25 protein-coding genes are annotated in these 25,987 nt (G+C 70.0%); 10 read left to right on the top strand and 15 right to left on the bottom strand.

Features of this window, described 5'->3' with window-relative positions; all coding sequences use genetic code 11:
* Positions 1–52 precede the first annotated feature (52 nt).
* The 4 genes from IEX84_RS12130 to IEX84_RS12115 form a co-directional block, all read right to left on the bottom strand.
* The gene (locus tag IEX84_RS12130; RefSeq protein WP_188872843.1) at positions 53–1,312 is read right to left on the bottom strand and encodes a Glu/Leu/Phe/Val family dehydrogenase; all 1,260 of its coding nucleotides are present in this window, start codon (positions 1,310–1,312) and stop codon (positions 53–55) included.
* 45 nt (positions 1,313–1,357) lie between these two features.
* A complete protein-coding gene (locus IEX84_RS12125; RefSeq protein ID WP_407647611.1) occupies positions 1,358–2,212 on the bottom strand; it encodes a class 1 fructose-bisphosphatase in 855 nt (284 codons plus the stop codon).
* 116 nt (positions 2,213–2,328) lie between these two features.
* A complete protein-coding gene (locus tag IEX84_RS12120) occupies positions 2,329–4,863 on the bottom strand; it encodes a heavy metal translocating P-type ATPase (protein ID WP_188872842.1) in 2,535 nt (844 codons plus the stop codon).
* A gap of 9 nt (positions 4,864–4,872) precedes the next feature.
* On the bottom strand, positions 4,873–5,658 hold the full coding sequence (locus IEX84_RS12115; protein ID WP_188872841.1) for a sulfite exporter TauE/SafE family protein: 786 nt from the start codon (positions 5,656–5,658) through the stop codon (positions 4,873–4,875).
* A 159-nt stretch (positions 5,659–5,817) separates the two neighbouring features.
* On the opposite strand from IEX84_RS12115, the gene IEX84_RS12110 reads away from it, so the two are divergent.
* The 4 genes from IEX84_RS12110 (at position 5,818) to IEX84_RS12095 (ending at position 7,527) form a co-directional block, all read left to right on the top strand.
* Positions 5,818–6,402: an LOG family protein gene (locus IEX84_RS12110; protein WP_188872840.1), complete on the top strand. Its 585-nt coding sequence runs from the start codon at positions 5,818–5,820 to the stop codon at positions 6,400–6,402.
* A complete protein-coding gene (locus tag IEX84_RS12105; RefSeq protein WP_188872839.1) occupies positions 6,399–6,551 on the top strand; it encodes a hypothetical protein in 153 nt (50 codons plus the stop codon). The genes IEX84_RS12110 and IEX84_RS12105 overlap by 4 nt, the downstream gene beginning before the upstream one ends.
* Positions 6,551–6,835 (top strand): DUF7111 family protein, encoded by a 285-nt coding sequence (locus IEX84_RS12100; RefSeq protein ID WP_188872838.1) that lies wholly within the window; start codon positions 6,551–6,553, stop codon positions 6,833–6,835. Before IEX84_RS12105 ends, IEX84_RS12100 begins: the two co-directional genes overlap by 1 nt.
* 86 nt (positions 6,836–6,921) lie before the next feature.
* Positions 6,922–7,527 (top strand): DUF420 domain-containing protein, encoded by a 606-nt coding sequence (locus IEX84_RS12095; RefSeq protein ID WP_188872837.1) that lies wholly within the window; start codon positions 6,922–6,924, stop codon positions 7,525–7,527.
* A 3-nt stretch (positions 7,528–7,530) separates the two neighbouring features.
* On the opposite strand, the gene IEX84_RS12090 is transcribed toward IEX84_RS12095, so the two are convergent.
* The 4 genes from IEX84_RS12090 to cyoE form a co-directional block, all read right to left on the bottom strand.
* The gene (locus IEX84_RS12090; RefSeq protein WP_188872836.1) at positions 7,531–8,295 is read right to left on the bottom strand and encodes an ABC transporter permease; all 765 of its coding nucleotides are present in this window, start codon (positions 8,293–8,295) and stop codon (positions 7,531–7,533) included.
* Between the two features lie 226 nt (positions 8,296–8,521).
* Complete coding sequence (locus IEX84_RS12085; protein WP_188872835.1) at positions 8,522–9,442, bottom strand: ABC transporter ATP-binding protein; 921 nt, start codon at positions 9,440–9,442, stop codon at positions 8,522–8,524.
* Positions 9,443–9,501: 59 nt separating this feature from the next.
* Positions 9,502–10,152: a DUF7546 family protein gene (locus IEX84_RS12080; protein WP_188872834.1), complete on the bottom strand. Its 651-nt coding sequence runs from the start codon at positions 10,150–10,152 to the stop codon at positions 9,502–9,504.
* Between the two features lie 10 nt (positions 10,153–10,162).
* Positions 10,163–11,521 (bottom strand): heme o synthase, encoded by a 1,359-nt coding sequence (cyoE, locus tag IEX84_RS12075; RefSeq protein WP_229732369.1) that lies wholly within the window; start codon positions 11,519–11,521, stop codon positions 10,163–10,165.
* A 137-nt stretch (positions 11,522–11,658) separates the two neighbouring features.
* Between cyoE and coxB the strand changes: the two genes are divergently transcribed.
* The 6 genes from coxB to IEX84_RS12045 all read left to right on the top strand — a co-directional run bounded on the left by coxB (position 11,659) and on the right by IEX84_RS12045 (position 16,611).
* Positions 11,659–12,534 (top strand): cytochrome c oxidase subunit II, encoded by an 876-nt coding sequence (gene coxB, locus IEX84_RS12070; protein ID WP_188872832.1) that lies wholly within the window; start codon positions 11,659–11,661, stop codon positions 12,532–12,534.
* Between the two features lie 119 nt (positions 12,535–12,653).
* The gene (locus tag IEX84_RS12065) at positions 12,654–13,520 is read left to right on the top strand and encodes a cytochrome c oxidase subunit 3 (protein ID WP_188872831.1); all 867 of its coding nucleotides are present in this window, start codon (positions 12,654–12,656) and stop codon (positions 13,518–13,520) included.
* A 55-nt stretch (positions 13,521–13,575) separates the two neighbouring features.
* The gene (locus IEX84_RS12060; RefSeq protein WP_188872830.1) at positions 13,576–13,932 is read left to right on the top strand and encodes a DUF7541 family protein; all 357 of its coding nucleotides are present in this window, start codon (positions 13,576–13,578) and stop codon (positions 13,930–13,932) included.
* A 46-nt stretch (positions 13,933–13,978) separates the two neighbouring features.
* Complete coding sequence (locus IEX84_RS12055; RefSeq protein WP_188872829.1) at positions 13,979–14,227, top strand: DUF6684 family protein; 249 nt, start codon at positions 13,979–13,981, stop codon at positions 14,225–14,227.
* 73 nt (positions 14,228–14,300) lie between these two features.
* Positions 14,301–16,064, top strand: a complete 1,764-nt coding sequence (locus IEX84_RS12050) for a cbb3-type cytochrome c oxidase subunit I (protein WP_188872828.1) — start codon at positions 14,301–14,303, stop codon at positions 16,062–16,064.
* 250 nt (positions 16,065–16,314) lie between these two features.
* Entirely contained in the window at positions 16,315–16,611 is a 297-nt protein-coding gene (locus tag IEX84_RS12045; RefSeq protein WP_188872827.1) for a DUF7520 family protein, read from the top strand.
* A gap of 6 nt (positions 16,612–16,617) precedes the next feature.
* Here the strand turns inward: IEX84_RS12045 and IEX84_RS12040 are convergent, their stop codons facing one another.
* The 7 genes from IEX84_RS12040 to IEX84_RS12010 all read right to left on the bottom strand — a co-directional run bounded on the left by IEX84_RS12040 (position 16,618) and on the right by IEX84_RS12010 (position 25,987).
* Positions 16,618–17,280 (bottom strand): haloacid dehalogenase type II, encoded by a 663-nt coding sequence (locus IEX84_RS12040; protein ID WP_188872826.1) that lies wholly within the window; start codon positions 17,278–17,280, stop codon positions 16,618–16,620.
* Between the two features lie 75 nt (positions 17,281–17,355).
* Positions 17,356–19,359: an acetate--CoA ligase gene (acs, locus tag IEX84_RS12035; protein WP_188872825.1), complete on the bottom strand. Its 2,004-nt coding sequence runs from the start codon at positions 19,357–19,359 to the stop codon at positions 17,356–17,358.
* Positions 19,360–19,446: 87 nt separating this feature from the next.
* The gene (locus IEX84_RS12030) at positions 19,447–20,478 is read right to left on the bottom strand and encodes a PAS domain-containing sensor histidine kinase (RefSeq protein WP_188872824.1); all 1,032 of its coding nucleotides are present in this window, start codon (positions 20,476–20,478) and stop codon (positions 19,447–19,449) included.
* Positions 20,479–20,521: 43 nt separating this feature from the next.
* On the bottom strand, positions 20,522–21,328 hold the full coding sequence (locus IEX84_RS12025; RefSeq protein ID WP_188872823.1) for a CBS domain-containing protein: 807 nt from the start codon (positions 21,326–21,328) through the stop codon (positions 20,522–20,524).
* A gap of 164 nt (positions 21,329–21,492) precedes the next feature.
* Entirely contained in the window at positions 21,493–22,947 is a 1,455-nt protein-coding gene (locus IEX84_RS12020) for a DHH family phosphoesterase (RefSeq protein ID WP_188872822.1), read from the bottom strand.
* Between the two features lie 49 nt (positions 22,948–22,996).
* On the bottom strand, positions 22,997–24,469 hold the full coding sequence (locus tag IEX84_RS12015; RefSeq protein ID WP_188872821.1) for an NADH-quinone oxidoreductase subunit N: 1,473 nt from the start codon (positions 24,467–24,469) through the stop codon (positions 22,997–22,999).
* Positions 24,470–25,987 (bottom strand): complex I subunit 4 family protein, encoded by a 1,518-nt coding sequence (locus tag IEX84_RS12010; RefSeq protein ID WP_188872820.1) that lies wholly within the window; start codon positions 25,985–25,987, stop codon positions 24,470–24,472. It abuts the gene before it with no gap.

Below are 25,987 nucleotides of genomic sequence, written 5' to 3'. Positions count from 1 at the left end.
GAAAACCGGCTGTTTTCCGGGCCCGGCGAGTTCGGCAGTCTCTCCCCGGCTTTCAGGGCCAGTTCCCGTTGCCGGTGTAGGCGTCGACGACGCGCCGGATGGCGACGACGTAGGCGGCGATGCGGAAACTCGGGAGGTCCAGCGTCTCCTTGGCTTCGACGAGGTCGTCGAAGGCGTCGACGATGACGGTTTCGAGTTCGTCGTTGACGCGGTCTTCGGACCAGTAGAAGCGCTGGCGGTTCTGCACCCACTCGAAGTAGGAGACGGTGACGCCGCCGGCGTTGGCGAGGATGTCGGGGACGACGGTGACGCCGCGTTCCTGGAGGACGTCGTCGGCGTCCGGGGTGAGCGGACCGTTCGCGGCCTCGACGACGGCGTCGGCCTGCACGTCCGCGGCGAGGTCACCGTCGACGGCGTTCTCGAGGGCGGCGGGGACGAGGAGGTCGACGTCGAGCGTGAGGAGCTCCTCGTTGGTGATGTTCTCGCTCCCCTCGTAGTCCGAGACGGTGCCGGTCTCGTTCTTGAACCCCTTGACCGCCTCGGGGTCGAGGCCATCGGGGTCGTGGATGCCGCCCGAGGAGTCGGAGACGGCGACGACGGTCGCGCCGAGGTCGTCGATGAGCGTCGCGGCGACGGAGCCGGCGTTTCCGAAGCCCTGCACGGCGACCGTCGCGCCCTCGACGTCCGTCCCGAGGTGGTCGAAGAGTTCGCGCGCGGCGAGCATGACGGAGCGGCCGGTGGCCTCGACGCGGCCCTCGCTCCCGCCGTTCTCGATGGCCTTCCCGGTGACGACGCCGGGCTCGGTGGTGTGTTCGAGCGTCTCGTAGGTGTTTTTGATCCAGTTCATCTCCCGCTGGCCGGTGTTGACGTCGGGCGCGGGGATGTCGCGGTCCTCGCCGACGAGCGGCCGGAGTTCCTCGGCGAACGAGCGCGTGAGGCGTTCGAGCTCGTCGGCGCTGTACTCGCTCGGGTCGACGACGATGCCGCCCTTCGCCCCGCCGTAGGGAATGTCGACGACGGCGCACTTGTAGACCATCCAGCCGGAGAGCGCCTTCACCTCGTCACGCGAGACGCCCGGATGGTAGCGAACGCCGCCCTTGTACGGGCCGCGGTCGCCGTTGAACTGCGAGCGATACGCGGTGAAGGTTTCGAGGCTCCCGTCGTCCATATCGACGGTGAGGTTCGCCTCCAGTACGCGCTCGGGGTGTTTGAGCCGCGTGATGACGTCGGCGTTGACGTCGGCGGGGAGAAAGGACGCCGCGTCGTCGATCTGCTCTTGGAGGTTCTCGAAGGGGTTCTCCTCGGAGTCCATACCGGGACGTGCACCCGGTGCCCGAATAAAGGTGCGGCCCGCGGGTCAGTCGAGCGCCCGCTCCGCGCGCTCGATGAGCGCGTCGTTCCCGAGGAAGACGGGCGTGCGCTCGTGGAGGGTCTCGGGTTCGGCGTCGAGGACGGAGCGGGTCCCGTTCGTGGACGCGCCGCCGGCGGCCTCGACGATGTACGCCATGGGGATGGCCTCGAACTGCGTGCGGAGCTTGCCCGCCGGTCGGTCGCGGAGACCGGGATAGGCGAAGACGCCGCCGTAGGTGAGCACCTGATTGACGTCGGCGACCATCGCGCCGCTGTAGCGGAGCTTCAGTTCGTCCTCGACGCGGCGCGCGTAGTCCGTGAAGTCGGCCGTCCAGTCGGGGACGCGGCCGCCGAAGCCGTAGACGGTCGGTTCGTCGGGGAGGTCGGCCGGCTCGCCGTCGCGTCGCCCGTCGGGCGTGATCGCGTATCGCGTCGCGCCGTCGTCGGTCGCGGCGACCATCGTCGTGAGTGGGCCGTAGAGGACGTACGCGGCGGCGACGAGGTCGCTCCCGGCCGCGGGGAGCGGGGCGTCGTAGACGCCGACGATGGTGCCGGTCGGGTTGTTCGCGCCGAGGTTCGAGGAGCCGTCGAGCGGGTCGACGCTGACGGAGAGGGGCCCCGTTCCGACGTCGCTGACGTCCTCGGCTTCCTCGCTGGCGTACTGGCCGACGGCGTCGAGCCCGCCGAGGTGTGCGCGCAGCAGCTCGTCGGCGTGGATGTCCGCGTGGAGTTGACGGTCACCGGTCGCGTTGTGGTCGTCGGTCTCGCCGGCGCGTCCCGCGAACCCCGCCCGTATCTCTGGCGCGGCCGCGGCGAGCGCGTCGAACACGTCCGCCACCGGCACCACGTCGGACATCGTCATCGCTTCACTGTGGCCGTTCTATCGACTTAACCCTTTCCGACGAGACGGTGATTTCACGCGGTACAGCGCCCGACGGGCAGAAACGAGAAACTACGACCCGAGTTAATTCGTTCCCGTCACTCGTCCAGCGCGTAGGAGCGCGCGGAGTTGGCGACGACGAGCAGGCTGGAGGCGGCCATGGCGAGCGCCGCGAGCAGCGGGTCGACGAGGCCGAGCGCGGCCAGGGGTAGCGTTATCGCGTTGTAGCCGAGCGCCCACCCGAAGTTCTGCCGGACGCGCGAGCGCGTCGTCGTCGCGATGCCGAAGAGCCGCCGGACGGAGCGCAGACCGCCCCGCGTGATGGTGGCGTCCGCAGCCTCCGTGGCGAGTTCGGTCCCGGAGGCGAAGGCGACGCCGAGGTCCGCGGCGGCGAGCGCGGGCGCGTCGTTCGTCCCGTCGCCCACCATCGCCACCGTCCCCTCAGCGCCGCGCAGGCGCTCGACGACGGCGGCCTTCGCCTGCGGGAGCACGCCCGCGAAGACGTCCGCGACGTCCGGGTGGGACTCGAACGCCGCCACGCGGGACTGGTCGTCGCCCGTCACGACGACGACCTCCCGGCCGTCGCGCGCGAGCGCCTCGACCGTCTCCGTCCAGTCCTCACGGGGGGTGTCGCGCGCCGCGAGGACGCCGCGCGCCCGGCCGTCCCAGCCGACGACGGTGGCGATTGCCCCGTCGCCCTGTGCGCCCGCGACGGCGCGCGAGACGGCGTCGGGCACGGTCCAGTCGTCGCCCGCGAACAGGTCGGGGTGACCGACGAGGACGCGCGCGCCGTCGACGGTCCCGACCGCCCCGCGGCGTCGCTCCTCGAAGTCCGCGACGCGGAGCGCGGGCGATTCGTCGGTCGCGGCGCTCGCGTCACCGTCGGCGTCCGGCGACTCCCCGACGACGCTCGGGCGTCCGCCGTCGCTCGCCGCGCCGTTCTCGTCACCCGCCGCGTCGTCGGCCCCGCGCCCGCCGGCCGCGAGCGCGCCGCGTTCCGCCGCGTGGCCGACGACGGCGTCCGCGACCGGGTGGTTGGCCTCGCGCTCGATGGCGGCCGCGTAGCGCAGGACGTCGCGTTCGGCGGCGTCGTCGACCGCGGCGTCCGTGACGCGCATCTTCCCCTCGGTGAGCGTCCCCGTTTTGTCGAAGGCGACGACGTCGACGTCCGCGAGCGACGCCACGGCGTCCGTGTTCGTCACGAGCACGCCGTCGTCGGCGGCGCGACTCACGCCCGCGGCGACGGCGACCGGCGTGGCGAGGCCGAACGAGCACGGACAGGAGACGACGAGCACGGAGACGCCGACCGTGAGCGCCTCGCGGACGGGCGCGCCCGTGAGGAGCCAGCCGGCGGCGACGAGGAGCGCGAGCGCGAGGACGAACGGCACGAAGAGCGCCGCGATGGTGTCCGCGAGGCGCTGTGTGCCCCCGGAGCCCGACTGGACGTTCCAGAGCTGCCCGAGCAGGCGGTCGTACGTGCTCGCGGCGCGCTCGCCGACGCGGACGACGAGGCGGCCGTCCGTGGCGACCGAGCCGCCGATGACCGAGTCGCCCGGCCCCTTCGCCTCCGGGACGGACTCGCCCGTGACGAGCGCCTCGTCGAGCGCGGCCTCGCCCTCAACGATCGTCCCGTCGAGCGGGACGCGCTCGCCGCGCTTCACGACGACCTCGTCACCGGGTTCGAGGTCGTCGACGTCCACCTCGTGTGTGCCCGCGGCGTCGCGGACGAGCGCCGTCGTGACGCGGCCGAAGTCGAGGTCCCCGATGGAGCCGAGCGCGCGGCGCTTCACGCGGCGCTGCACGAAGTCGCCGAGCGTCACGACGGCGACGATGGCGACCGCGACGTCGAAGTAGATGACGACGCCGCCCGTCCCGACGACGTACATCGAGTACGCGTACGAGGCGAGCGCGCCGCCCGCTATCAGCACGTCCATGCTCGGCGTCCCGGCGCGCAAACTGACGTACGCCGAGCGGATGATCGGGTAGCCGACGAAGAAGACGACGAACGTCGAGAGCAGCGGGATGGGGACGAAGACCATCACGTGCGTCGCCGGCTCGTAGAGGAACGACTCGGGGTATATCCCGAGGTAGGTCGGGTAGACGAAGAGGACGTATATCATCATCACCGCCATCGCGCCGAGGACGCCGAGGACGGTGCGCAGTTCGTCGCGGCCGAAGCGCTCCTCCTCTGCGGCGGCCGTCCCGACCTCCGGGACGCTCGCCCGGTAGCCGAGGCGGCTCACCGACTCCGCGAGCGTCCCCTCGTCCGTCACCGAGTCGTCGTAGGTGACCTTCAGCATCTCCGTCGTGTAGCTCGCCTCGGCGTCGTAGACGCCGTCGCCGTCCCGTGCAGTCGTCTCCAAGAACGCCTCGCAGGCCGTGCAGTGCATCCCGTCGACGGCGAGGAACGCCGTCGCGGCGTCCTCGGGGACGTCGTTCTCCGAGCCGTCCCCGTCGCGCGCGGCGTCGAGGTCGTCCGCGGACACGCTCTCCGGGTCCGCGTCGCCGAGCGTTCGGTACACCTCACGGCAACCCCGACAGCAGAACGTCTCGTCGGCGTCGTCGTCCGCCGTCACGGGGTCGCCGCGGATCGGGAGGTCGCAGAGGGTGCAGGTGTCGGTCGTGTCGGTCATGGTATCGTGTTACGGCGTCGCCGCGTAGTGCGGAACGTGGACGTGCGGGACGGGGACCCCGAGCAGGCCGAGGCCGGCGAGCAGCGGGAGGAGCCCGAGGAGGACGAACGCGCCGCCGAGGACGCGGTGGGCGGCGGCGCGCCGCGCCGCGGGGACGGAGCCGAGGACGGTCCCGTAGAGGAACAGCGTCGGGACGGTCCCGACGCCGAGCGCCGCGAGGTTCAGCGCGCCCGCGACGGGGCGGCCCTGCCCGAGCGCGTAGACGAACGCCGGGTAGAGGAGCGGACAGGGGAGGAAGGCGTGGATGGCGCCGAGGAGCGCGATCTTCGGCCCCGTGGCGTAGTCGTCGACGCGCGCGCTCGCGTAGCCGGCCACGCGCGAGAAGAGCGCGCCGGAGCCAAGCGACACCGGCGAGAGCCCGCGGAGCCGGTCGGTGCCGAGGACGCGTGTCAGGCCGACGGCGATCACGACGCAGCCGACGACGACGCCGACGACGCCGCGGAGGAGGTCGCCCGCGCCCGCACCGCCGAGGGCCGCGCCGGCACCCGCGTAGACGGTCGCGCCGACGAGGCCGAGCAGGCCGCCGACGAGCGCGTAGCTCGCCGTCCGCCCCGCGTTGAAGAGGGCGTGCTGGCGGAGCTCGAACCACGACGGGCCGCGCCCGCGGTCGTCCGCGGGCATCCGCTCGGCGTACGTCGTGACGAGCGGGCCGCACATCCCGAGGCAGTGCGCGCCGCCGAGCAACCCCACGAGCGCGAAGAGCGCGAGTTCGGTCGGCGCGACGAGCGGGGGCATCTGTTCGCCTCGACCTACGGCGTTCGCGCCTAAACCCTCACCGGGTTCGGCGTCGTCCGTGCGGTTCGCCCCGCCGCCCGCGACTCCCCGCTGCCCGCGACACCGTGCGACCCGCGCGAGCCCGATGGGCTTTACACGGCCGGCGACGGACGGGCGGACATGGACGCACTCTGTGTTTACTGCGGTTCGAGCCCGGGCGAACGGCCGGCGTACCGCGCCGCCGCCGAGGCGCTGGGGCGCGAGCTCGCCACGCGCGACGTGACGCTCGTCTACGGCGGCGGCCGCGTCGGCCTGATGGGCGCGGTGGCGGACGCGACGCTCGCCGCCGGCGGCGAGGCCCACGGCGTCATCCCCGAGTCCCTCGAAGCGAAGGAGATCGCCCACGAGGGCCTCACGGACCTCGACGTCGTCGACTCGATGCACGCCCGGAAGGCCCGGATGGCCGAGCTCGCGGACGGCTTCGTCGCGCTCCCCGGCGGCTTCGGCACCCTGGAGGAGATAGTCGAGGTGCTCACGTGGGCGCAACTCGGCTTCCACGAGAAGCCCTGCGGCTTCCTGAACGTCGCGGGCTACTACGACGACCTCGCCGCGTTCTTCAACGGTCAGGTGGCCGAAGGGTTCGTCGAGGCGAAACACCGCGAGATGGTGACGTTCGCGGACGACGTCGAGGCGCTCTTCGAGGCCTACGAGACCTACGAGGCTCCCTCGGTGAAGTCCGTGCTCTCCGAGGCCGAGGAGACGTGACGGACGCGACGGACGCGACGGGCGCGGCGGATGCGACGGGCGCGACGAACGTGGCCTCGGTGCGGTCGTCGCTCGCGGACGCGGCCGAGGGCGCATGCGCGGGCGGCGAGCCGACAGCCTCACCTATCGGGCGCGAGAAGGCGCGGTAATGACCGACACGGACGCCGACACCGCCGAGGCGGACGGCATCACGGCGCGCTACCGCGAGACGGCGGAGGAGCGCGTGCTGGAGTTCGAGCGGGACGGCCGGAGCGCCTGCGTGGCGCAGAACCGCGAGGGGTACGCGATGTTGAAGGTCCGCCCGAGCGCCGACGGCGACGAACTCGAACGGTACTACGGCTTCGACATGGCGCTCGACCACGCCGCCGAACTCCTCGACTGCGACCCGAACGACCTCCCCGTCCCCGAGCGCGCCGCCGACATGGGGATGTAGCGCGGCGGGCGAGACGGAGCGCGGGGCGTGCCCGATGGTCCGGCGCGAAGCGTACAGGATAAGGCGCGCGCGCCGAAATCGGACGTATGAACGTACGCGGCGCGGTCCGTACCCACCCGCGGTGGGTGACGGCCGTCGTCTCCGTCGTCGGCTACGCGCTCGTCATCGGGACGTTCGCCGGCGTCGTGCCGATATTCCCCGAGATAAGCCGGGGGACGGTGTTGCTCTTCTCCGACCTCATCGCCGTCATCAACACCTGCGCGCTCACCGCGCTCCTCGTCGGCTACTACTGCATCCGCCGGGGGAAGGTCCGCGCGCACCGGGCGGCGATGCTGACGGCGTTCGCGCTCATCATGGCCTTCCTCGTCCTCTACCTCTGGAAGGTCGGCGGGGGCTTCGAGAAGCGGATCGTCATCGAGCAGGGCCAGTTCCTCTGGCAGTACGCCGACGTCGTCCACGTCGTCTACCTCGCCATGCTGGCCGTCCACATTCTCCTGAGCGTCGTCTCCGTTCCCGTCGTCCTCCACGCGGTCGTGCTCGGGCTCACCTTCGACACGGACGAACTCCCGGAGACGTCGCACCCGACCGTGGGGAAGGTCGCCGTCGTCGCGTGGACGCTCAGCCTCGGCCTCGGCGTCGTCACCTACTGGATGCTGAACCACGTCTACTCGTGGGTGCCGATGGCGCGCTGAGCGTCAGCGCTCCGTCCACGGGATCAGCCACGCGCCCAGCGCGAACGCGACGACCGCGAGGACGCAGAGCACGGCGTAGTCCGCGCCCACGGACCCCGGCCACCCGGCGTGGTTCCCCGGGTAGGTCGCCGCGCGCACGCCGTACGCGAAGTAGCTGAGCGGCGAGAGGTCCGTCACCGGTCGGAACCACGCGGGGAGCGACGCGGGGCTCAGGAACGTGTTCGAGAGGAAGAGCAGCGGGAGCGCGACGCCGTTCGACGCCGTGATCGCGCCGTCCTGGCTGTCCGCGAGCGCGCCGAGGACCGCGCCGATCCCGCAGAACAGCACCGAACCGGTGAGGACGAACGGGACGAGCCACGGGGAGAGGCGGAACTGCGCGCCCGTCGCGGCGAGGAGCGCGAGCAGGGCGGCACACGCGAGCGCGATGAGCGCGGTGTTGACGGCGGTCTGGGCGACCAGCCACTCCCAGCGGCGCATCGGCGACGCCGCGAGCTTCTCGAAGCGGTTGCCCTCGCGGAAACGCGCCACCTCGCTCCCGACGCGCGAGAGCGGCGTGAAGAGGACGACGACCGCGAGGTACGCGGGCACGTAGTAGCCCGGCGGCTGACTGAACAGCCCCGTCCCGCCACCGCCCGTGCGGACGAGGCCCGCGAAGATGACGATGAGCAGGATGGGGAAGAAGAACGTGAAGAAGACGGCGACGCGTCGCCGGACGAACGACTTGTAGGCCGCGCGTGCCTCGGCGACGACCCGCGAGGAGCGACTCACGCGAGCCACCCCCAGCGAGTGCGGGCCGGTCGGGCCGCAGATTCGACGCTACTCACGCGAGCCATTCCCGGCGAGTGTGAGCCAGTCGAGTCGGGAGACTCGACACGACTCACGCACATCCCTCCGGTCGCGCGTTCGCTTCCGCGGCGCTCTACGGTTGCCGCGCCACTCACGCGAGCCACCCCCGGCGAGTGTGAGCCAGTGGAGTCGGGAGACTCGACGCTGCTCACGCCACCACCTCCACGTCGTCGGTCTCGGCGGCACTCGGGTCCTCGGCGAGCCGGAGATAGACGTCCTCCAGGTCGGGCTCCGTCCACGAGAGCGCGTCGAACGGGACGCCGTTCGCGTCGAGTTCCGCCGCGACGTCGCCGATGGCCTCGGGAGGGACGCCCACGACGCGCAGCTCGTCGCCCGCGCGCGTCACCTCGTAGCCGAGGTCGGGGAGCGAAGCGGCGTCGGCGTCCGTCTCGACCGCGAGGTACTGTTCGCCGCCGTAGTCGGCGATGAGGTCGGCCGGCGTCCCGGTGGCGACGAGCGCGCCGTCCGCGAGGAGGCCGACGCGGTCCGCGAGGCGCTCCGCCTCCGCCATGTAGTGCGTCGTGAGGAAGACCGTGGTGCCCGCGTCGGCGAGGTCCTCGAAGACGTCCCAAAGCGCGCGCCGACCCGCGGGGTCAATGCCCGTCGTCGGTTCGTCGACGAAGAGGACGTCCGGGTCGTTGGCGAGCGACGCCGCGACGCAGGTGCGACGCTGCTCGCCGCCGCTCAGGTCGCCGTACCAGGTGTCGACCGCGGGGTCCATCCCCACCGTCCGCAGGAGGTCGGCGGGGTCGCGCGCGTCGTCGTAGAGCCCCGCGTAGTACGCGACGAGCTCGCGCGCCGTGAGCCGGTCCGGCGGATCGAAGTCCTGCGGGAGCAACCCGAGGCGCTCCTTCGCGGCGTCCGCGGGCGGGTCGCCGAGCAGCTCGACGCGCCCGCCGTCGGGCGTCCGCGTGCCCGTGAGACAGCGGGTGAGCGTCGTCTTTCCGGCACCGTTCGGCCCGATCAGCGCGAACACCTCGCCCGCCTCGACGGCGAGCGAGACGCCGTCGAGCGCGACGGTGTCGCCGTACCTCTCGTGGACGTCCTCCGCGACGACGACCGGAGCCATCACTACCCGAGTGTGGGTGCGACTGGGCGGTAAGGCTATCGCTCTCGCTCCCGGCTCCGCTAGCGCGTCGGCCGCCACGTCAGCGCGAGCACGGAGACGACGAAGACGGCCGTCGAGACGCCGTACGCTCGCGTCATGGCGAGCGACGAGAGGGCCGAGGCGCTCCCGAAGAGGCCGGTGGCGAGCGTGGCGAGCACCGGCCACGTACAGGAGACACAGGAGACGAGCCCCACGACGCCGGAGAGGGCGGACGCGGAGGCGTCCCGGACGGTGACGGCGACGAGATAGGCGAGCGCGGCGTACCCGACGACCTTGAACGGCATGAGGACGACCGTGAACGCGCTCGCGCTGTAGACGGGCGCGGGCCCCCAGCCGGGCGGGAGCCAGTGCATCGAGAACCCGAGACCCGCGCCCGAGAGGTGGTAGAGCCCGCCGGCGTAGCCGACGAGGGCGAAGTACGCGACGCCGACGGCCGCCGCGGCCCACCGGACGCGCCGGGACGTCGACGTCGGCCGGACGCGCAGGACCGCCCAGAGCGCGACGTTCACCCACACCCACGGGTAGACGTAGGTCAGGGGGTCAGTCGGGACGTTCGGCGAGAGGAGGACGTACGCAAGCGTCACCAGAACCTCGGCGTTCACCACCGCGCCCCAGCGCAGGAGGGTCGCGGCGTCGAGCGTCGGGACGTGGCGTTCGATTGTCGGGTGCATCGGTCTCGACTCAGAGCACGAGCGCGTCGACGAGGACGGCGACGAGCGTCGCGCCGAGGAAGGCGTTCGAGGCGTGGAAGGAACGCATCGCGGCCGCCCGGTCGCGCTCCTCGTGGAGGCGGACGACCATCCAGAGGAAGACGCCGCCGAGGGCGACGACCGTCGCGGCGTACAGCCAGCCGAGGTCCGTCACGGCCGCGAGGGCGGCCGCGCCGACGAGCGTCGCGCCGAGCCACCCGACGATGTGTTTGCGCGTGACCGCCGCGCCCCGGACAACCGGCATCATCGGGAAGCCGCCGCGCTCGTAGTCGTCGCGGTAGGCGAGCGCGAGGTTGTAGAAGTGCGCGGGCGTCCAGAGGAAGATGACGCCGGCGAGCGCGAGCGCCGGGAGGCCGATGGAGCCCGTGACGGCCGCCCAGCCGATGAGCGCGGGGAGCGCGCCCGCCGCGCCGCCGATGACGGTGTTCTGGACGGTGTTCGGCTTCAGGACGAGCGTGTAGACGACGGAGTAAAAGACGATGGCGGTCAGCCCGAGGAACGCGGTGAGGGGCCCGAGTTGGAAGAAGACCGCGAGCGAGGCGAGCGCGAGGAACGCCCCGAACGCGAGCGCGTTGCGCTTCGGAATCGCGTCGTTCGCGAGTGGCCGGTCCGCGGTACGGTTCATCTTCCGGTCGACGTCGCGCTCCAGGACGTGGTTGAACGTCCCGCTCGCGCCGATGGAGAGCACGCCGCCGAGGAGGGTGAGGACGACCGTTCGGGCGGTGAGCGCGGGGCCGGCCGCGAGCGCCATCCCGGCGGAGGCGACGAGGCAGAGCAACCACATCAGCCGCGGCTTCATCATCCGGAAGTACGCGCTCGCGAGCGCCCGCCACCCGAGGTCGTCGGGCGACGAGGCGGCCGCCGCAGGCGCGGGGTCGTCACCGTCCTTCGGGTCGCCGTCCCACTCTGCCGAGGGTTTGTCTGCCGTCCGCGCCTCGAGCGCCCACGCGAGCGCGACGACGAGCGCGGAGAAGATGGTGACGCCGAGCCCGAGGTGGACCGCGGGGACGTACGCGAGGGAGTCCGTCGCGGCGAGCGCGCCGACGGCCACCTGGAGCGGGTAGCAGACGAGCGCGACGCCGATGGCGGCGATGACGCGGGCGTCGGCGTCCTGGACGTACGCGAGCGCGACCGTGCCCACGAGAAGAAGCCCGACGAGGGCCGCGAGGACGCGGTGAGCCCAGACGACCTCCAGCGGGAAGGAGGTGAGGGCGAACCACCGGCCGTCGCAGGCCGGCCAGGTGGTGCAGGCCGCGGCGGCGTCCGTCAGCGCCGTCGTCGCGCCGACGACGAGGAGCGCGTAGACGCCGAGGATGGCGACGACGAGCACGTGGGAGAGACGGGGACGTATCGGTCGCACGATGACTCTGTCGAGAGTTGGGTCGCGGCGTACTTATCCCCCCCGACTCCCGCCCAGGACCCGAGTCGGTAGTTACTTGTCCGGCACTTCCCAACCATCGGGTAGCAATGTCCCGGAAGCGGCTCTCGTCCGTCCTGGCGATGGGGCTGATGGGGCTGGTGCCGTTCGTCGTCGCCGCACAACCGGCAGCCGCGGCGTCGTCCGTGACGAGCCAGTACATCGACAACGTCAGCAACCTGCTGCTGGCCGTTGCACTCCCCATCACGATCATCGTCGAGGGGGTCCTCTTCTACGCCATCTGGAAGTTCCGGAAGGCCGACGAAGCCAAGCCCACTCAGGAGAACCGTCGCCTCGAAATCACGTGGACCGCCGCGACCGCGGTCGTCCTGCTGTTCGTCGGCCTCGTCGCCTACGGGGCGATGGGGTCGCCGTACGTCCTCCCCTCCCAGGAGGACTCCCAGCAGATGATGGAACAACCCGACACGACCGTCGTCCACGTCGACTCCTACCAGTGGTCGTGGCAGTTCCACTATCAGCACGACGGGACGAACTTCACGTCCGACAAGCTCGTCCTCCCCGCCGAGAAACAGGTGGTGTTGCGGATAACGTCACGCGACGTCCTCCACGCCGTCCACATCCCCGCGCTCGGCCTGAAGAAGGACGCCTTCCCCGCCCGCACGACGTACATCGCCACGGAGATCAACGAGGACTCCGTCCGCGAGGAACCGTACGTGCTCTACTGTGCGGAGTTCTGTGGGGCCGGCCACTCCAGCATGCTCGCCGACGTCGTCGTGAAGAACCAGACGGCGTACGAGCAGTGGGCGAGCGAGCAGGCCCAGCAGGCCCGAGAGGAGGCGAGCGAATCGAGCGGTAGCCAGTCGTCGAGCGACTCGAACACGACGAACACCACGGCGACGAACGAGACCGCGATGAACGCCACCGCGGCCAACGAGACTGCGGCGCTCGCGGCGCCGTCGGCCTGATACCGGCGTCTCACCCCCGTTCTCTCCCGTTCTCCACCGCTCCGTAGCCGCTCGTGTCGACGGGACGCGTGGAGTCAGTTGGGAGGTTTTTTATCGTATCCCGCGTTACCCGCCAGTATATGGCTACGGAGGAAAGCGAAGACCACGGACACTTCCTGCCCGCCGTCCGCGACTGGCCGCGCGGCTACGGCGAGGCGAGTTGGTGGCCGTTCGTTACGGCCATCGGGCTCTTGGTCGTCTACACCGGCGCATCGCTGTACGTGATCGGTCGCGGCACCGACCTCGTCTCGTCGAGCATCGGCCTCGGCGCGTTCGCCGCGGGTTGGGCCGTCACGGTCCTCGGGATGTTCGGCTGGATCTATCAGGCGTTCATCGTCGACTTCTGGGATCGGGGTTCGCACAACGGCGGCTCGTCGCTCCGCCTCGGGATGCTGCTCTTCCTCGGGACGGACATCGCCACGTTCGGCGCCGGGTTCGCGTACTACTTCTTCATCCGCGCCGGCGGCTGGCACACCGAGTACCTCCCCGAGAGCGGTATCCTCACGAGCGTCCTCGTCATCAACACCGTCCTGCTCGTCGTCTCCAGTTTCACCATCCACTGGGCCGAGGGGCAACTCCAGAAGGGGAACCACCAGGGCTTCATCCAGGGCCTCCTCGTCACCTTCCTCCTCGGGGTCGTCTTCATCGGCGGGCAGATATACGAGTACTACGAGTTCATCGTCCACGAGGGCTTCACCCTCACGTCCGGGGTCTTCGCCAGCGCCTTCTTCGGGCTGACCGGCATCCACGGACTCCACGTGTCCTTCGGCGTGCTCCTGCTCGGTATCCTCCTCGTTCGCGGGCTGCGCGGGCAGTACGACGCCGACCGGCACGTCTCCGTCACGACCGTCTCGTGGTACTGGCACTTCGTCGACGCCATCTGGCTGTTCCTCGTCGCCGTCGTCTACATCGGCTCCGTCTTCGGGACGGAGTTCAGTCCCTTCTGAGACGCGGCGACCACGGAGCGATACGCTTCTTACGTCCGCGTCCCAACGCGTCGGTATGGAAGAGCAACCGGGCCTGAGCGAACAGTACACTCGCGCGAGCCCGTGGCCGGTGTTCGTCGCGCTCGGACTCGTCCTCACCGAGTTCGGCGTGTTCCTCGGCAACTACCTCCTCCCCGTCGGGGTCGGCGGCGTCCTCCTCTTGGAGACGAGCGTCGTCGGAATCCTCCGCGAATCCGGCTACGTCGACTCGCTGTGGCCGGCGTCGCTCGGAGTCGGGCTGCTCGTCGGCGGGGTCGGCGTCGCGCTTCTCACCGTCGGGCGGTTCAACCGCGGGGTCGCACTCGCCGGCGCGGGCGGAATTGCGGTCCTCGCCGCCGTCGGCTTCTTCTGCTACGAGCGGGGGTACCTCTGAGGGAAACCCTCAACATATATTTGCTCGGGGACCGCACGCTCACGCAATGAAGGCCAAATCCAGCGTGTTCGAGAAGGAGGTCCTCCTCGACATCGCGGTGAACATCATCCCGCTCGCCGTGATCGTCGTCTTCGCGGCCGTCTTCCTCGTCGCCAATCCGTGGGCGAACGACTCGACGTTCAGTCGGGTCCTCCAGTACGCACTGCTCGTCCTCCCGTTCGTCGGGCTCGCGGTCCTGACGTACGTCGCCGCGCGCCGGATCGAGGTCGAGGAGGACGTCGAGGTCGGCCCGTAGCCGGCCGGCGATTCGCCGTCGCGCGACGGCCGAACCCGTACCTTTCTTTACCGTGGGTCCCCCACTGCCGAACATGGCAGTCTCCCCCGAACTCGTATTCTCGGTGCTGATGGGGCTGCTGCTCCTGGTCGTGGCGGGGTGGCTGACCCGCCTCGAAGACTGGCAGGCGTACACGCCTGTCGGCGGGGGCGGCTACGGCGAAAGCACCGGGCACGGGCACGAAGAGAAACCGGCTGGACTGACTCGGTGGCTCACCACCGTCGACCACAAGGACCTCGGCATCCTCTACTCGCTGTTCGGCATCGTCGCGTTCGCCTGGGGCGGCATCACGGCGATGCTCATGCGCGTTGAGCTCACGACGCCGGGGATGGACTTCCTCGCCTCGTTCGGCGGGGTCGGGCTCTACAACGCCCTGTTGACCACGCACGGCATCACGATGCTGTTCCTGTTCGCGGCCCCGCTCATCTTCGGGTTCGCGAACTACATGGTGCCGTTACTCGTCGACGCCGACGACATGGCGTTCCCGCGGATCAACGCCATCGCGTTCTGGATTCTCCCGTTCGCGACCATCCTGATGTGGGCGGGCTTCTTCCTCCCGCTCGTCGGGATCGACATCCAGGCCGCGAAGACGAGTTGGACGCTCTACACGCCGCTCTCCAGCACGATGCAGGGGACGGGCGTCGACGTCTTCCTCCTCGGGTTCCACCTCTCGGGCTTCTCGACGACGATGGGTGCGATCAACTTCATCGCGACCATCGTCGCCGAGCGCGACAGCGTGAGCGTCCCGTGGAGCAAGCTCGACATCTTCAGCTGGACGATCCTCACGCAGGGCGGGCTCATCCTGTTCGCCTTCCCGATCCTGACCGCGGCGGTCACGATGCTGCTGCTCGACCGGAACTTCGGGACGATGTTCTTCGCCGGTGAGGGCGGTGGGGCGATGCTCTGGCAACACCTCTTCTGGTTCTTCGGCCACCCCGAGGTGTACATCCTCGTCCTCCCGCCGATGGGGCTCGTCAGCCTCATCCTCCCGAAGTTCGCGGGCCGGAAGCTCTTCGGGTTCAAGTTCGTCGTCTACTCGACGCTCGCCATCGGCATCCTCTCCTTTGGCGTGTGGGCGCACCACATGTTCACGACGGGGATGAACCCGCGGCTCACCGCTTCGTTCATGGCGATCTCGTTGGCAATCGGGATACCATCCGCGGTGAAGGTGTTCAACTGGATCACGACGCTGTGGAACGGGAAGCTCCGGATGACCGCACCGATGCTGTTCTCGGTCGGCTTCGTCCAGAACTTCATCATCGGCGGCGTCACCGGCGTCTTCCTCGCCGCCGTCCCGTTCGACCTCGTGATGCAGGACACGTACTACGTCGTCGGGCACTTCCACTTCATCGTCTTCGGCGCGATTGGCTTCGCGCTCTTCGCGGCGATGTACTACTGGTTCCCGATCATGACGGGTCGGATGTACGACCGGCGCCTCGCGCTCTGGCACTTCTGGCTCTCCATCATCGGTGGGAACATCACGTTCATCGCCATGTTGATCCTCGGCTACGGCGGGATGCCGCGCCGGTACGCGACGTACCTGCCGCAGTTCATGACGTGGCACGCCGTGGCGACCGTCGGCGCGTTCATCATGACGTTCGGCGTGGTCGCCTTCATCTGGAACATCTGGCAGTCCGCGCAGTACGGCAAGCGCGTCGACTCCGGCGACCCGTGGAACCTCAAGCAGTCCGATCAGTTCACGAACGAGTGGCAGTGGTACGAAGGGAAGCGACAGACGATGCTCGCCGACGGCGGCGAGGAGGACGCTGACGACGCGGAGTCGAACGCGGCCGACTGACGGACGCGCTCCGTTCGCTCTCGACTCGTACCGTTTCGCGCTTCGACTTCTGGTTTCGACGGTCGTTCTACGCGCCGTATTCCGGTACTCGACGACGCGGGGTGCTACGTGATGACGACGAGGAACGTCGCGACCATCATCGCGGCGGCGACGCCGTACAGCGTGAGCAGCAGTTTCTCCTTCTCTTCCATGGGGGGACGAACGGTCGGCGACGGCAAAGGCTAATCGCCTCCGGGACCGACACGTCGGTATGCGCACGCTCGCGTTCACCGCCGGCCGTCGCGTCGTCTACCTCATGTACGTCGTCGCGGTGGCGGTTTCGGCGCTCTTCGGGTACGTCCTCGGCTACGTCGTGCGGCCGAACGTCCTCGACGGCACGGTCGGTTCGCTCGGGCCGGTCACGTTCGCGCTGACGCCGCTGAACCTCGCGGTCTACGGCGCGGTGATGGTCGGGCTGTCGCTCGGCGTCCTGCTGGCGCTCGTCTCGTACGTCTCGCGATACGACGACGCGACGCCCGCGGACGTCGAACCGAACGAGGAGGGATAGGAGTCGTTAGAGCGCGTCGGCGAGCGCGGCGAGGTCCTCGACGATGACGTCGGCGTCGCCGCCGACGCGCTCTTCGGGATCGTTGTCGCGATTCACCCACGCGGTCGCCATCCCGGTGGCGCTCGCGCCCGCGACGTCCCAGCCGTTCGAGGAGACGAGCCGACACGCGGAGAGCGGCCTGTCGAGTTCGTCCGCGACGTGCTCGTACACCGCGGGGTCGGGCTTGAGCGCGCCGACGTCGTCCGCGCTGACGAGCGCGTCCACCCGCGCGTCGATTCCCGTGTTCGCGGCCAGTCGGTCGAGCATCGCCGGCGTCCCGTTCGAGAAGACGACGGCGTCGCGGTCGGCGGTGAGCGCGTCGAGCGCGTCGAGGACCTCGGGATACGGGTCGAGGGCGTCGTAGGCGTCGATGAGCGTGTCCGTCGCGCCGGCGTCGAGGCCGTAGTAGTCGAGGGCGTAGTCGAGTGCCTCGCGCGTCACGACGTCGAAGGGCTCGTAGCGGTCCATCGCCCCGCGGTGGTAGGCGTACTCGATCTGCTTGGTGCGCCAGAGCGCGTCGACGTCCGCGGCGAGACCACCGGGAACGTCGAGCTCGCGCTCGATTGCGTCCGCGACGCTGGAGACGTCACAGAGCGTGCCATACATGTCGAAGCAGAGCGCCTCGGGCATACCCGAAGCGGTGGAGCGGGCGGCCCCTAAACGGTGTGGCCCGGGCGAGTCGGGCCGGGGACCGCGTTCGTCGCGTCAGTCGTCGGACTTCGAGCGGATGTCGTCGACGACCTCGGGGTTCTGGAGCGTGGAGGTGTCGCCGAGCTCCTCGTCGTTGGCGATGTCTTCGAGGAGGCGACGCATTATCTTCCCGGAGCGGGTCTTCGGGAGCTCGGGCGTGAAGACGACGTCCTCGGGGCGCGCGATGGGACCGATGGCGTCCTCGACGCCCTCGACGATGGCGGCGCGCATCTCGTCGTCGCCCTCGTACCCCTCCTCGAGGATGACGTAGGCGTAGACGGCTTCGCCCTTGAGGTCGTGGTCGCCGCCGACAACGGCGGCCTCGGCGACGCCGTCGACGCCGACGATGGCGGACTCGATCTCCATGGTGCCGAGGCGATGGCCGGAGACGTTGATGACGTCGTCGACGCGGCCGAGCACGGTGATGTAGTCGTCCTCGTCGACCTTCGCGCCGTCTTCGGGGAAGTAGACCCAGTCCGCGGGGTCGTCGGAGTCGGTATCGGAGTACTCCGCCCAGTACTCATCGATGAAGCGCTCGTCGTTGTTGTAGAGCGTGCGCAACATCCCGGGCCACGGCTTCTGGACGGTGAGATAGCCGGCGCGACCCTGCTCGACCTCCTCGCCGTTCGTATCGACTATCTGGACGTCGAGGCCGGGGAGCGCGGGTCCGGCGCTCCCGGGCTTCATGTCGTTGACGCCGGGGAGCGTCGTGACCATGTGACCGCCGGTCTCCGTCTGCCACCAGGTGTCCACGATGGGACACTCCTCGTTCCCGATGTGCTTGTAGTACCACTTCCACGCGCGGGGGTTGATGGGTTCGCCGACGGTGCCGAGCAGGCGCAGACTGGAGAGGTCGTGACGGTCGGGGTACTCCGCGCCCCACTTCATGAAGGAGCGGATGGCCGTCGGTGCGGTGTAGAGCTGGTCGGCCCCGTACTCCTCGATTATCTCCCAGAGGCGCTCGCGCGTCGGGTAGTCGGGCGTCCCCTCGTACATCATCGAGGTGGTGCCGAGGGCGAGCGGGCCGTAGACGATGTAGGAGTGGCCGGTTATCCACCCGATGTCGGCGGCACAGAAGTAGGTGTCCTCGGGCTTGACGTCGAGGACGGCCTGCGAGGTCCACGCCGTCCACGCGAGGTAGCCGCCCGTCGTGTGTTTGACGCCCTTCGGCTGGCCGGTGGTACCGGAGGTGTACATGAGGAAGAGCATGTCCTCGGCGTCACGCTCCACCGGCGCGACCGTCGCACCCGCGTGGTCGGCGAGCAGGTCGTCGTAGTCGTGCTGGTCGGCACCGAGGCCGTGACCGAAGTCGTCGCCGTTCGGGCCGAGGCGGTCGACGACCACCGTCTCGACGTCGTGCCCGACGTCCGCGAGCCCCGCGTTCGTCTTGTCGAGGTGGTCGAGGGGGTCGCCGCGCCGATAGTAGCCGTCACAGGTGACGAGATACTCGGAGTCGGCGGCGTTCATGCGCGTGGCGAGCGCCTCGGCGGAGAAGCCCGCGAAGACGACGGAGTGGGGCGCGCCGATCCGCGCACAGGCGAGCATGACGATGGGGAGCTCGGGAATCATCGGCATATAGAGAGTGACGACGTCGTCCTCGCCGACGCCGAGCTCGCGGAGGGCGGCGGCGGCCTCGTTGACCTCGTCGTGGAGCTCCTCGTAGGTGATCGTTCGGTCGTCCTCCTCGACGGGCTCGCCGACCCATTCGAGGGCGGCCTCGTCGGCGCGCTCCGGGAGGTGTCGATCAACGCAGTTGTACGAGGCGTTCAGCGACCCACCGGTGAACCACTCGTAGAACGGCGGGTTCGAGTCGTCCAGGACCTCGTCGTACCCCTCGTCCCACGAGAGGAGGTCCGCAGCACTCTCCCAGCACTCGGGCCAGTTCTCCTCGAACTCCTCGTAGATTCCCGCGTCCGTGACGTTCGCCTGCGACACGAACGACTCCGGCGGCTCGAAGACCCCCTGGTCGGCAAGTCGTGCTTCGAGCTCCACGTCGTCCGCGGAATCCTCGTCAGCCATAGTCGTCCGTAGGATGAACTAAATCGAGTATAAATCTTGCCAAAGGATAGTGATGGTTGGGTGTTCGACCCGCCCGTCCTACCCCGGTCACCGCCCCGCGGCGACACCCGACACGTCGAAACGCGCGCCGCCCGACGAGGCGTCCGTCGCGGACACCGACCAGCCGTGGACGGCCGCGGCCTCCCGGACGATCGTGAGTCCGAGCCCGCTCGCGTGACCGGCGCTCGTCGAGACGTCCGGTCGAAACACGGCCTCCCGATCACCCGTCGGGATGCCCGGACCGTCGTCGGCGACGTAGAAGCCGTCGGTCGTGGCACCGACGACGACGCGCGAACCGCCGTGGTCCGCCGCGTTCCGCAGGAGGTTCTCCAACACGTGGCGCAACAGCGGTCGGTTCGCGGCGATGGTCGCCTCCGACTCGACGGCGAAGTCGAGGTCGGCGTCGACGTGCGCCCACGCGCCCCTGGCGGCGTCTCCGACCGAGACCGGCTCCGTCTCCGGGTCGAAGTCGTCGCGCGCGAACAACAGCGCGTCCGTCAGTATCTCGTCCATGTGGTCGAGCGCACTCTCGATGCCCTCGACGTGGTCGGTGACGGCCGCGCCGTCGCCCGCCTGGGCGGCGAGCAGCTCCGCCCGACCCTTGGCGATACCGAGCGGGTTCTTCAGGTCGTGACTGAGGATGCGCGCGACCGCCTCGAGGCGCTCGGAGCGGTCCGCGGCCTCCAACTCCGCGAGCTTGCGCTCCGTGATGTTCAGGTGCATCACGAGGACGTACGTCTCGCCACCGGAGTCGTACGTGAGCGCACGCATCAGGAACCAGCGCCGCTCGTCCGGGCCGTGACAGGGGTACTCGTAGGCGAATCGCTCTCGACTCCCCGACATCACGTCACGGATGCCCGCGGCCGCGGCCGTCGCGTCCTCGGACGCCGAGCGCTCGCAGACCGCGAGATAGTTCGTCCCGACCATCCCCGGGTCGCCGTCGAACCCGTTCTCGCGCGCGAACGACGACCACTCGTCGTTCGTGTAGACGATTTCTCCGTCGTCGTCGAGGAGCGCGAGCTGACTCGGCAGCGCACCGAGGGCGTCCCGGCCGAGCGTCCCCGTCTCCGACCCACTCATCACCCTACACCAACGCTGCGGACAGTTAAAGGCTCGTCTCGCCTTACTGGAAGCGCTCGGTCGTCTCCACGAGGGGGTGGCGCGCGTAGTCGACGATGTCGACGTCCTCGACCGACTCCAAGCCCTCCTCTTTGGCCGTGCGGGCCATCCCGAGGTCGACACGCGTCCCGAGGACGATGACGTACGCGTCCATCGTCTCGACGTCCATCGTGTGGGCGGCCATCGCGCGATGGTGGCCGTCCGCGAGGAGGAGGTCGCCACCGTTGTCGATGACGACGAGCGGCTCCGTGAGACCGTGTTCTATCTCGTACCGTCGTCCCTCCAGCTCGTCGGCGTACACCTTCCCCTGCGTCGGCACGAGGTCCGCAATCGCCACCTCGCGGCGCTCCTCCGTCGCCTCGACGTCGTGAATCGCCTCCAGCGTCCGCAGGAGTTTCCCGACCTTCTCCGGCGTCGCCCGCTCTATCTGCGAGCGAATCACGTCCGCGTTCGAGATGATGCCGACGAGCGTTCCCGCGTCGTCCACCACGGGGAGCTTCTGGATACCCGAGCGGAGGATGACGCGCGCGGCGTCGTTGACGTCCATCTCCGGGTGCGCGACGAGCAGGTCGTCCGACATCACGCGGAACATCGGCGTGACGTCGTCCGCGAGGAGGAGGTCGCGCGCCGTGACGAACCCCTCGACCTTCCGTCCCTGCGTCACCGGGAATCCGTTGTGGCCGTCGCTCTCCACGATGCGCTTCGACACCTCGGCGACGGTGTCCTCGGGCGCGACGGTGGCGACGTCCCGCGTCATGTAGTCCCGGACCCGCGGTTTCCCGCCGGCATCGACGTCGAGCGGTTCGTCCATCGTGTCGAGTCGATGCGGCCGACGGACAAAAACGCGTTGCCACACCGCGCGGGACGGACCGACCCCGTCTCCGTCGCGCACACCACCCCGCCGTCCCACCGACCGTCCCCGCCGCTGTCGCTCCGCCCCGCCCCGTCTACGCGACCGGGCCACCCGCGCTGGCGTTACTCGGCCGTCGCGTCGCCCACCGGCGCGATTTCGTCGGTGTTCGCCTCGCCGCGCACCGCCTCGAAGAACCGCGGCGTGATCGCGCCTTCGAGGACGGACGCCAGCGTCTCGCCCTCGTCCTCCTGGACGGCGGCGAAGACGCCGAGCGGGAGTTGTGCCCCCGCCATGTCGGTGTGTCCGCCCGCGCTCCCGACACCGTCGAACGCGACGCGGAGCGCCTCGCCGAGGTCGACGTCGTTGCCACGCCCGCGCGCCGAGGCGTATATCGTCCCGTCCATGAAGCCGTAGACGAAGGTGACCGTCACCCCCTGGATGGCGAGCAAGCGGTCCGCGGCCTGCGCGATGGCGTCCCGGTCGGAGATAGCGCCGACGCAGGAGGCGAGCACGTCGCCCTCGACCTCTCGGTTCCGGATGCCGCGCGCGACCACCTCGAAGGTGTCCGCACTGATGGAGGGGCTCTCGATACGTTCGAGGACGTCGATGGCCGCGTGCGGGAGGAGGTCCGCCGCCGCCCCGAAGTCCTGCTGGGTGATCTCGCGCTTGAAGTCCTTCGTGTCGATGCGGATGCCATAGAGGAGCGCGGTCGCCAACGCCTCCGCGTACTCGACGCCGAACCAATCGAGGTACTGCGTCATTATCGTGCTCGTCGCGCCGACGTCCTCGCGGATGTCCGCGAACGGCACCGATACCTCTCCCTTCGCCGGGTGGTGATCGATGACGACGTCCACCGGCGTCTCGGGGTCGAGTTGGTCGTTGACGCCGGGCGCGGAGTGATCGACGAGCGCGACCGCGTCGAAGTCGTACTCCGCCTCCGGGTCGAGGCGCGTGAGTTCGAGTTCGAGGAGGTTGACGAACGCCCGGTTCTCCTGGTGGCTGATGTCGCCGAAGTAGCAGGGTTCCGCGTCGACCCCGAGCGCCTCGGCTATCCGGCAGAGCGCGATGGCGGCCGCTATCGCGTCCGGGTCGGGGTTGTCGTGGGCGAGCACCGTCAGCGTCCCCTCGACGGATTCGAGGGTCTCCCGGAGGTGGCGCGCGCGGGCGTCCGTCCCGCGCTCGACGCCCGCCTCGACGTGGTCGACGACGGCCGCACCCGCCGAGCACACGCGGTCCGCGGCCGCCGCCAGTCGCGCGCGGTGGTCGGCGGTCGCGCCCGTCCCGGTGTACGCGACGAGGTAGGCGTCGGGGAGCGCCGTCGCCGCCGCCTCCGCCGCGCGGGCGTTTATCGCGGCGTCGTCGCTGGCGACGAACACGACGTCCGGGCCGTCGCCGTGCGCGAGGAGCGCGCCGGGGTCGGTGACGTCCGCGGTCTCCGCGGCGACCTTCTCGTTGCGCAGCGATTCGATGCGGCTCTCGTCGGGGTCGAGGACGAGCAGATCGCCGGGGCGCTCGCGGATCGCTTCCAGGACGGTGTGCGCGACCGTCCCGCTGCCGAGCACCAGACGGGATACCATCTGCCCTAACTCTGTGCCGACGGGCAGTAAAGCCTGCCGTCTCCGCCGGTTACGCGCTCACGAGCGCCCGTGCCGCCGCGTCGGCCCACGAGAAGACGACATCGGGGGCGACGAGGAGCGCGACGGTGACGACGGCGGCGACGACGACGGCGGCGTAGATGCCGGTCGGGCGCTCGCGGGCGACGCCCGTCTCGTCGGGGGCGTCCACCCAGACGGCCTTGACGAGCCGGCTGTAGTAGAACAGCGAGAGCGCGCTGTTGACGACCCCGACGGCGGCGAGCCACCAGAGGCCGGACTGGACGGCACCGAGGAAGAGGGCGTACTTCGTCCAGAAGCCGCCACCGACCGGGAGGCCGGCGAGGCTGAAGAGGAGGACGGCGAGGACCGCCGAGGCGACCGGCGCGGAGCGCGCGAGGCCGGCGTAGTCCTCGAAGGTCCGTCCGACGCCCCAGCGCTCGGCGAGCGCGACGACGAGGAACGCCCCGGTGTTCGTGAAGCCGTAGACGAAGAGGTGCGAGAAGCTCGCCCCGACGACCGCGACGTCGCTCGACGTCGGACCGGAGAGCGCGGCGAGGCCGATGAGCGCGTACCCCGCGTGTCCGATGCTGGAGTACGCGAGCATCCGCTTGACGTTCGTCTGCGTCGCCGCCGCGACGTTGCCGAGCGTCATCGTGACGACGGCGAGCACGGCGAAGACGAGCGTCCACGGGATGCCGAGCGCCTCGAAGGCGGCGAGCGGGAAGGCGAGCAGGAAGACGCGGAAGGCGAGGACGAAGCCGGCGGCCTTCGAGGCCGACGAGAGGAACGCGCTGACCGGTGCGGGCGCGCCCTCGTAGGCCTCGGGGGCCCAGAAGTGGAAGGGCACGCTCGCGGTCTTGAACGCGAAGCCGCCGATGAGCATGACGACGCCCGCGCCGAGCACGGTGACGTGGGCGTTCCCCGCGACCGCGTCGGCGAGCGCCGCGAAGCCGAAGACGCCCGTCGCGGCGTAGACGAGACTGATGCCGTAGACGAGGATGGCGGAGGAGAGCGCGCCGACGACGAAGTACTTCAGGCCGGCCTCCGCGCTCCCGGCGTCGCGCTTGAGGTACGCGACGAGCGCGTACGCCGGGAGACTGACGAGTTCGAGCGCGAGGAACGCCGTGACGAGCGAGTTCGCGGCCGCCATAACGCTCATGCCCGCGGTGGCGAGCAGGACGAGCGCGTAGTAGGCCGACTGGTGGGGTTCCTCGCGCACGTAGTCGTAGCTCGCGACCGCGACGAGCGCGGCGACGCAGCCGAAGACGGCCGTGAAGAACGACGTCGAGGCGTCGACGGCGAGCGCGCCGTCGAAGAGCGTCGTCCGCCCCGCGCCGCCGGCGTAGAGCCACGCGGCGGCCCCGGCGCTCGTTACGCCCGCGAGCGCCGTGAGACCGGCGAGCAGGCCGTTCTTCCGCGACGTCGGCGTGAACGCGTCGACGACGAGGACGAGCAGTGCGGCGAGACCGAGGACGTACTGCGGGGTGAGTGCGGGAAGCGCCATTTAGAGACCACCTCCGATGAGCGCGACGAACGCCCCGACGGCGTCCTGAATCGTCCCCATCAGCGCCCCGGGGGCGACCCCGAGGTAGATCGAGAGGAGGACGAGGACGACCGCGGGCGCGAGGTCGCGACGCGAGCGCGCCGTGACCGCCGTCGGCGCCTCGAACGGGCCCATGAGGACGCCCTGGAGGAGCCGCAGCAGGTAGCCGGCGACGACGACGATCCCGAACATGGCGACCGCGGTGACGAGTCGCGCGTGCGGGTAGGGCGCGGCGAACGAGCCCGTGAAGACGAAGAACTCGCCGGCGAAGCCGGACATGAGCGGGAGGCCCATGTAGCCGAACGCGCCGGCGACGAGCACCGCCGCCGTCACCGGGAGCCGGTCGGCGAGCCCGCTCAGCTTGTTGATCATGCGCGTGCCCGTCGCGTCCTCGACGGAGCCGACGGCGAGGAAGAGCACGCTGACGAGCAGGCCGTGGCTCACCATCTGGAAGGTCGCGCCGGCGAGCCCGTAGTTCGTCGCCGCGACGCTCCCGAGGAGCACGAAGCCCATCGACGGGATCGACGTGTAGGCGACGAGGCGCTTCGCGTCGCGCTGTGCGAGCGCCGCGAGCGAGCCGTAGAGGACGGTAATCGCGGCGAGGACGGCGAGCGGGAGCGCCCACTGTCGAATCAGGTCAGGGAACATCGTGACGTTGAACCGCAACAGCGAGTACGTCCCCATCTTCGTGACGACGCCCGCGAGCAGCACGGTGACGGGCGTCGGGGCCTCCGTGTACGCGTCCGGGAGCCACGTGTGGAACGGGACGAACGCGCTCTTGACGGCGAAGCCGAAGAAGAGCGCGAGGAACGCGACCCCGGTGAGCGCGCCCGCGGAGAGCCCGAACGCTCCCGTGACCGCGCCCGACCGGACGGCCTCGGCGACGGCCGCGAGGCCGAAGCTCTCGACGGGCGTCGCCACGACGAGCATGACGAAGCCGACGAACAGCACGAGGCTCGCCACGTTCGTGTAGACGAAGAACTTGATGGCGGCGTAGCGACGCCGCGGCCCGCCGTAGACGGCGACGAGCAGGTACATCGGCACGAGGACGAACTCCCAGAAGACGAACCAGAGGAAGAAGTCCAGCGCCGAGAAGACGCCGAGCAGGCTCGCCTCCGTGAACAGCAAGAGCGCGTAGAACAGCGACCGCCGCTCGTCGATACGCCCGCGAGCCGCGACGACGGCGACCGTCGTCAGGACGGCGGTGAGCACGACGAGCGGGAGGCTGATGCCGTCGAGGCCGACGTGCCAGTCGATGGCGTAGCCACCGATGTCGACCCACGGCACGACCGTCTCGAAGGCGGGCGTCCCGCCGAGCAGCGCGTTGCCCGTCCCGTCGAACGCGGTGTACGCGTACAGGCTCCCGACGAGCGGGAGGAGGCTCAACACGGCCGCGAGGCGACCGGCGTACCGTGCCGGTGCGAGGAGCACGGCGAACGCGGCGACGAACGTGACGGCGAGTAGGGCTTCTACGAGCAT

The organism is Halarchaeum rubridurum (genome assembly GCF_014647115.1).
GTDB lineage: Archaea > Halobacteriota > Halobacteria > Halobacteriales > Halobacteriaceae > Halarchaeum > Halarchaeum rubridurum.
Note: the sequence above shows the minus strand (reverse complement) of the source record. Positions and strands in the feature narration are given on the sequence as shown.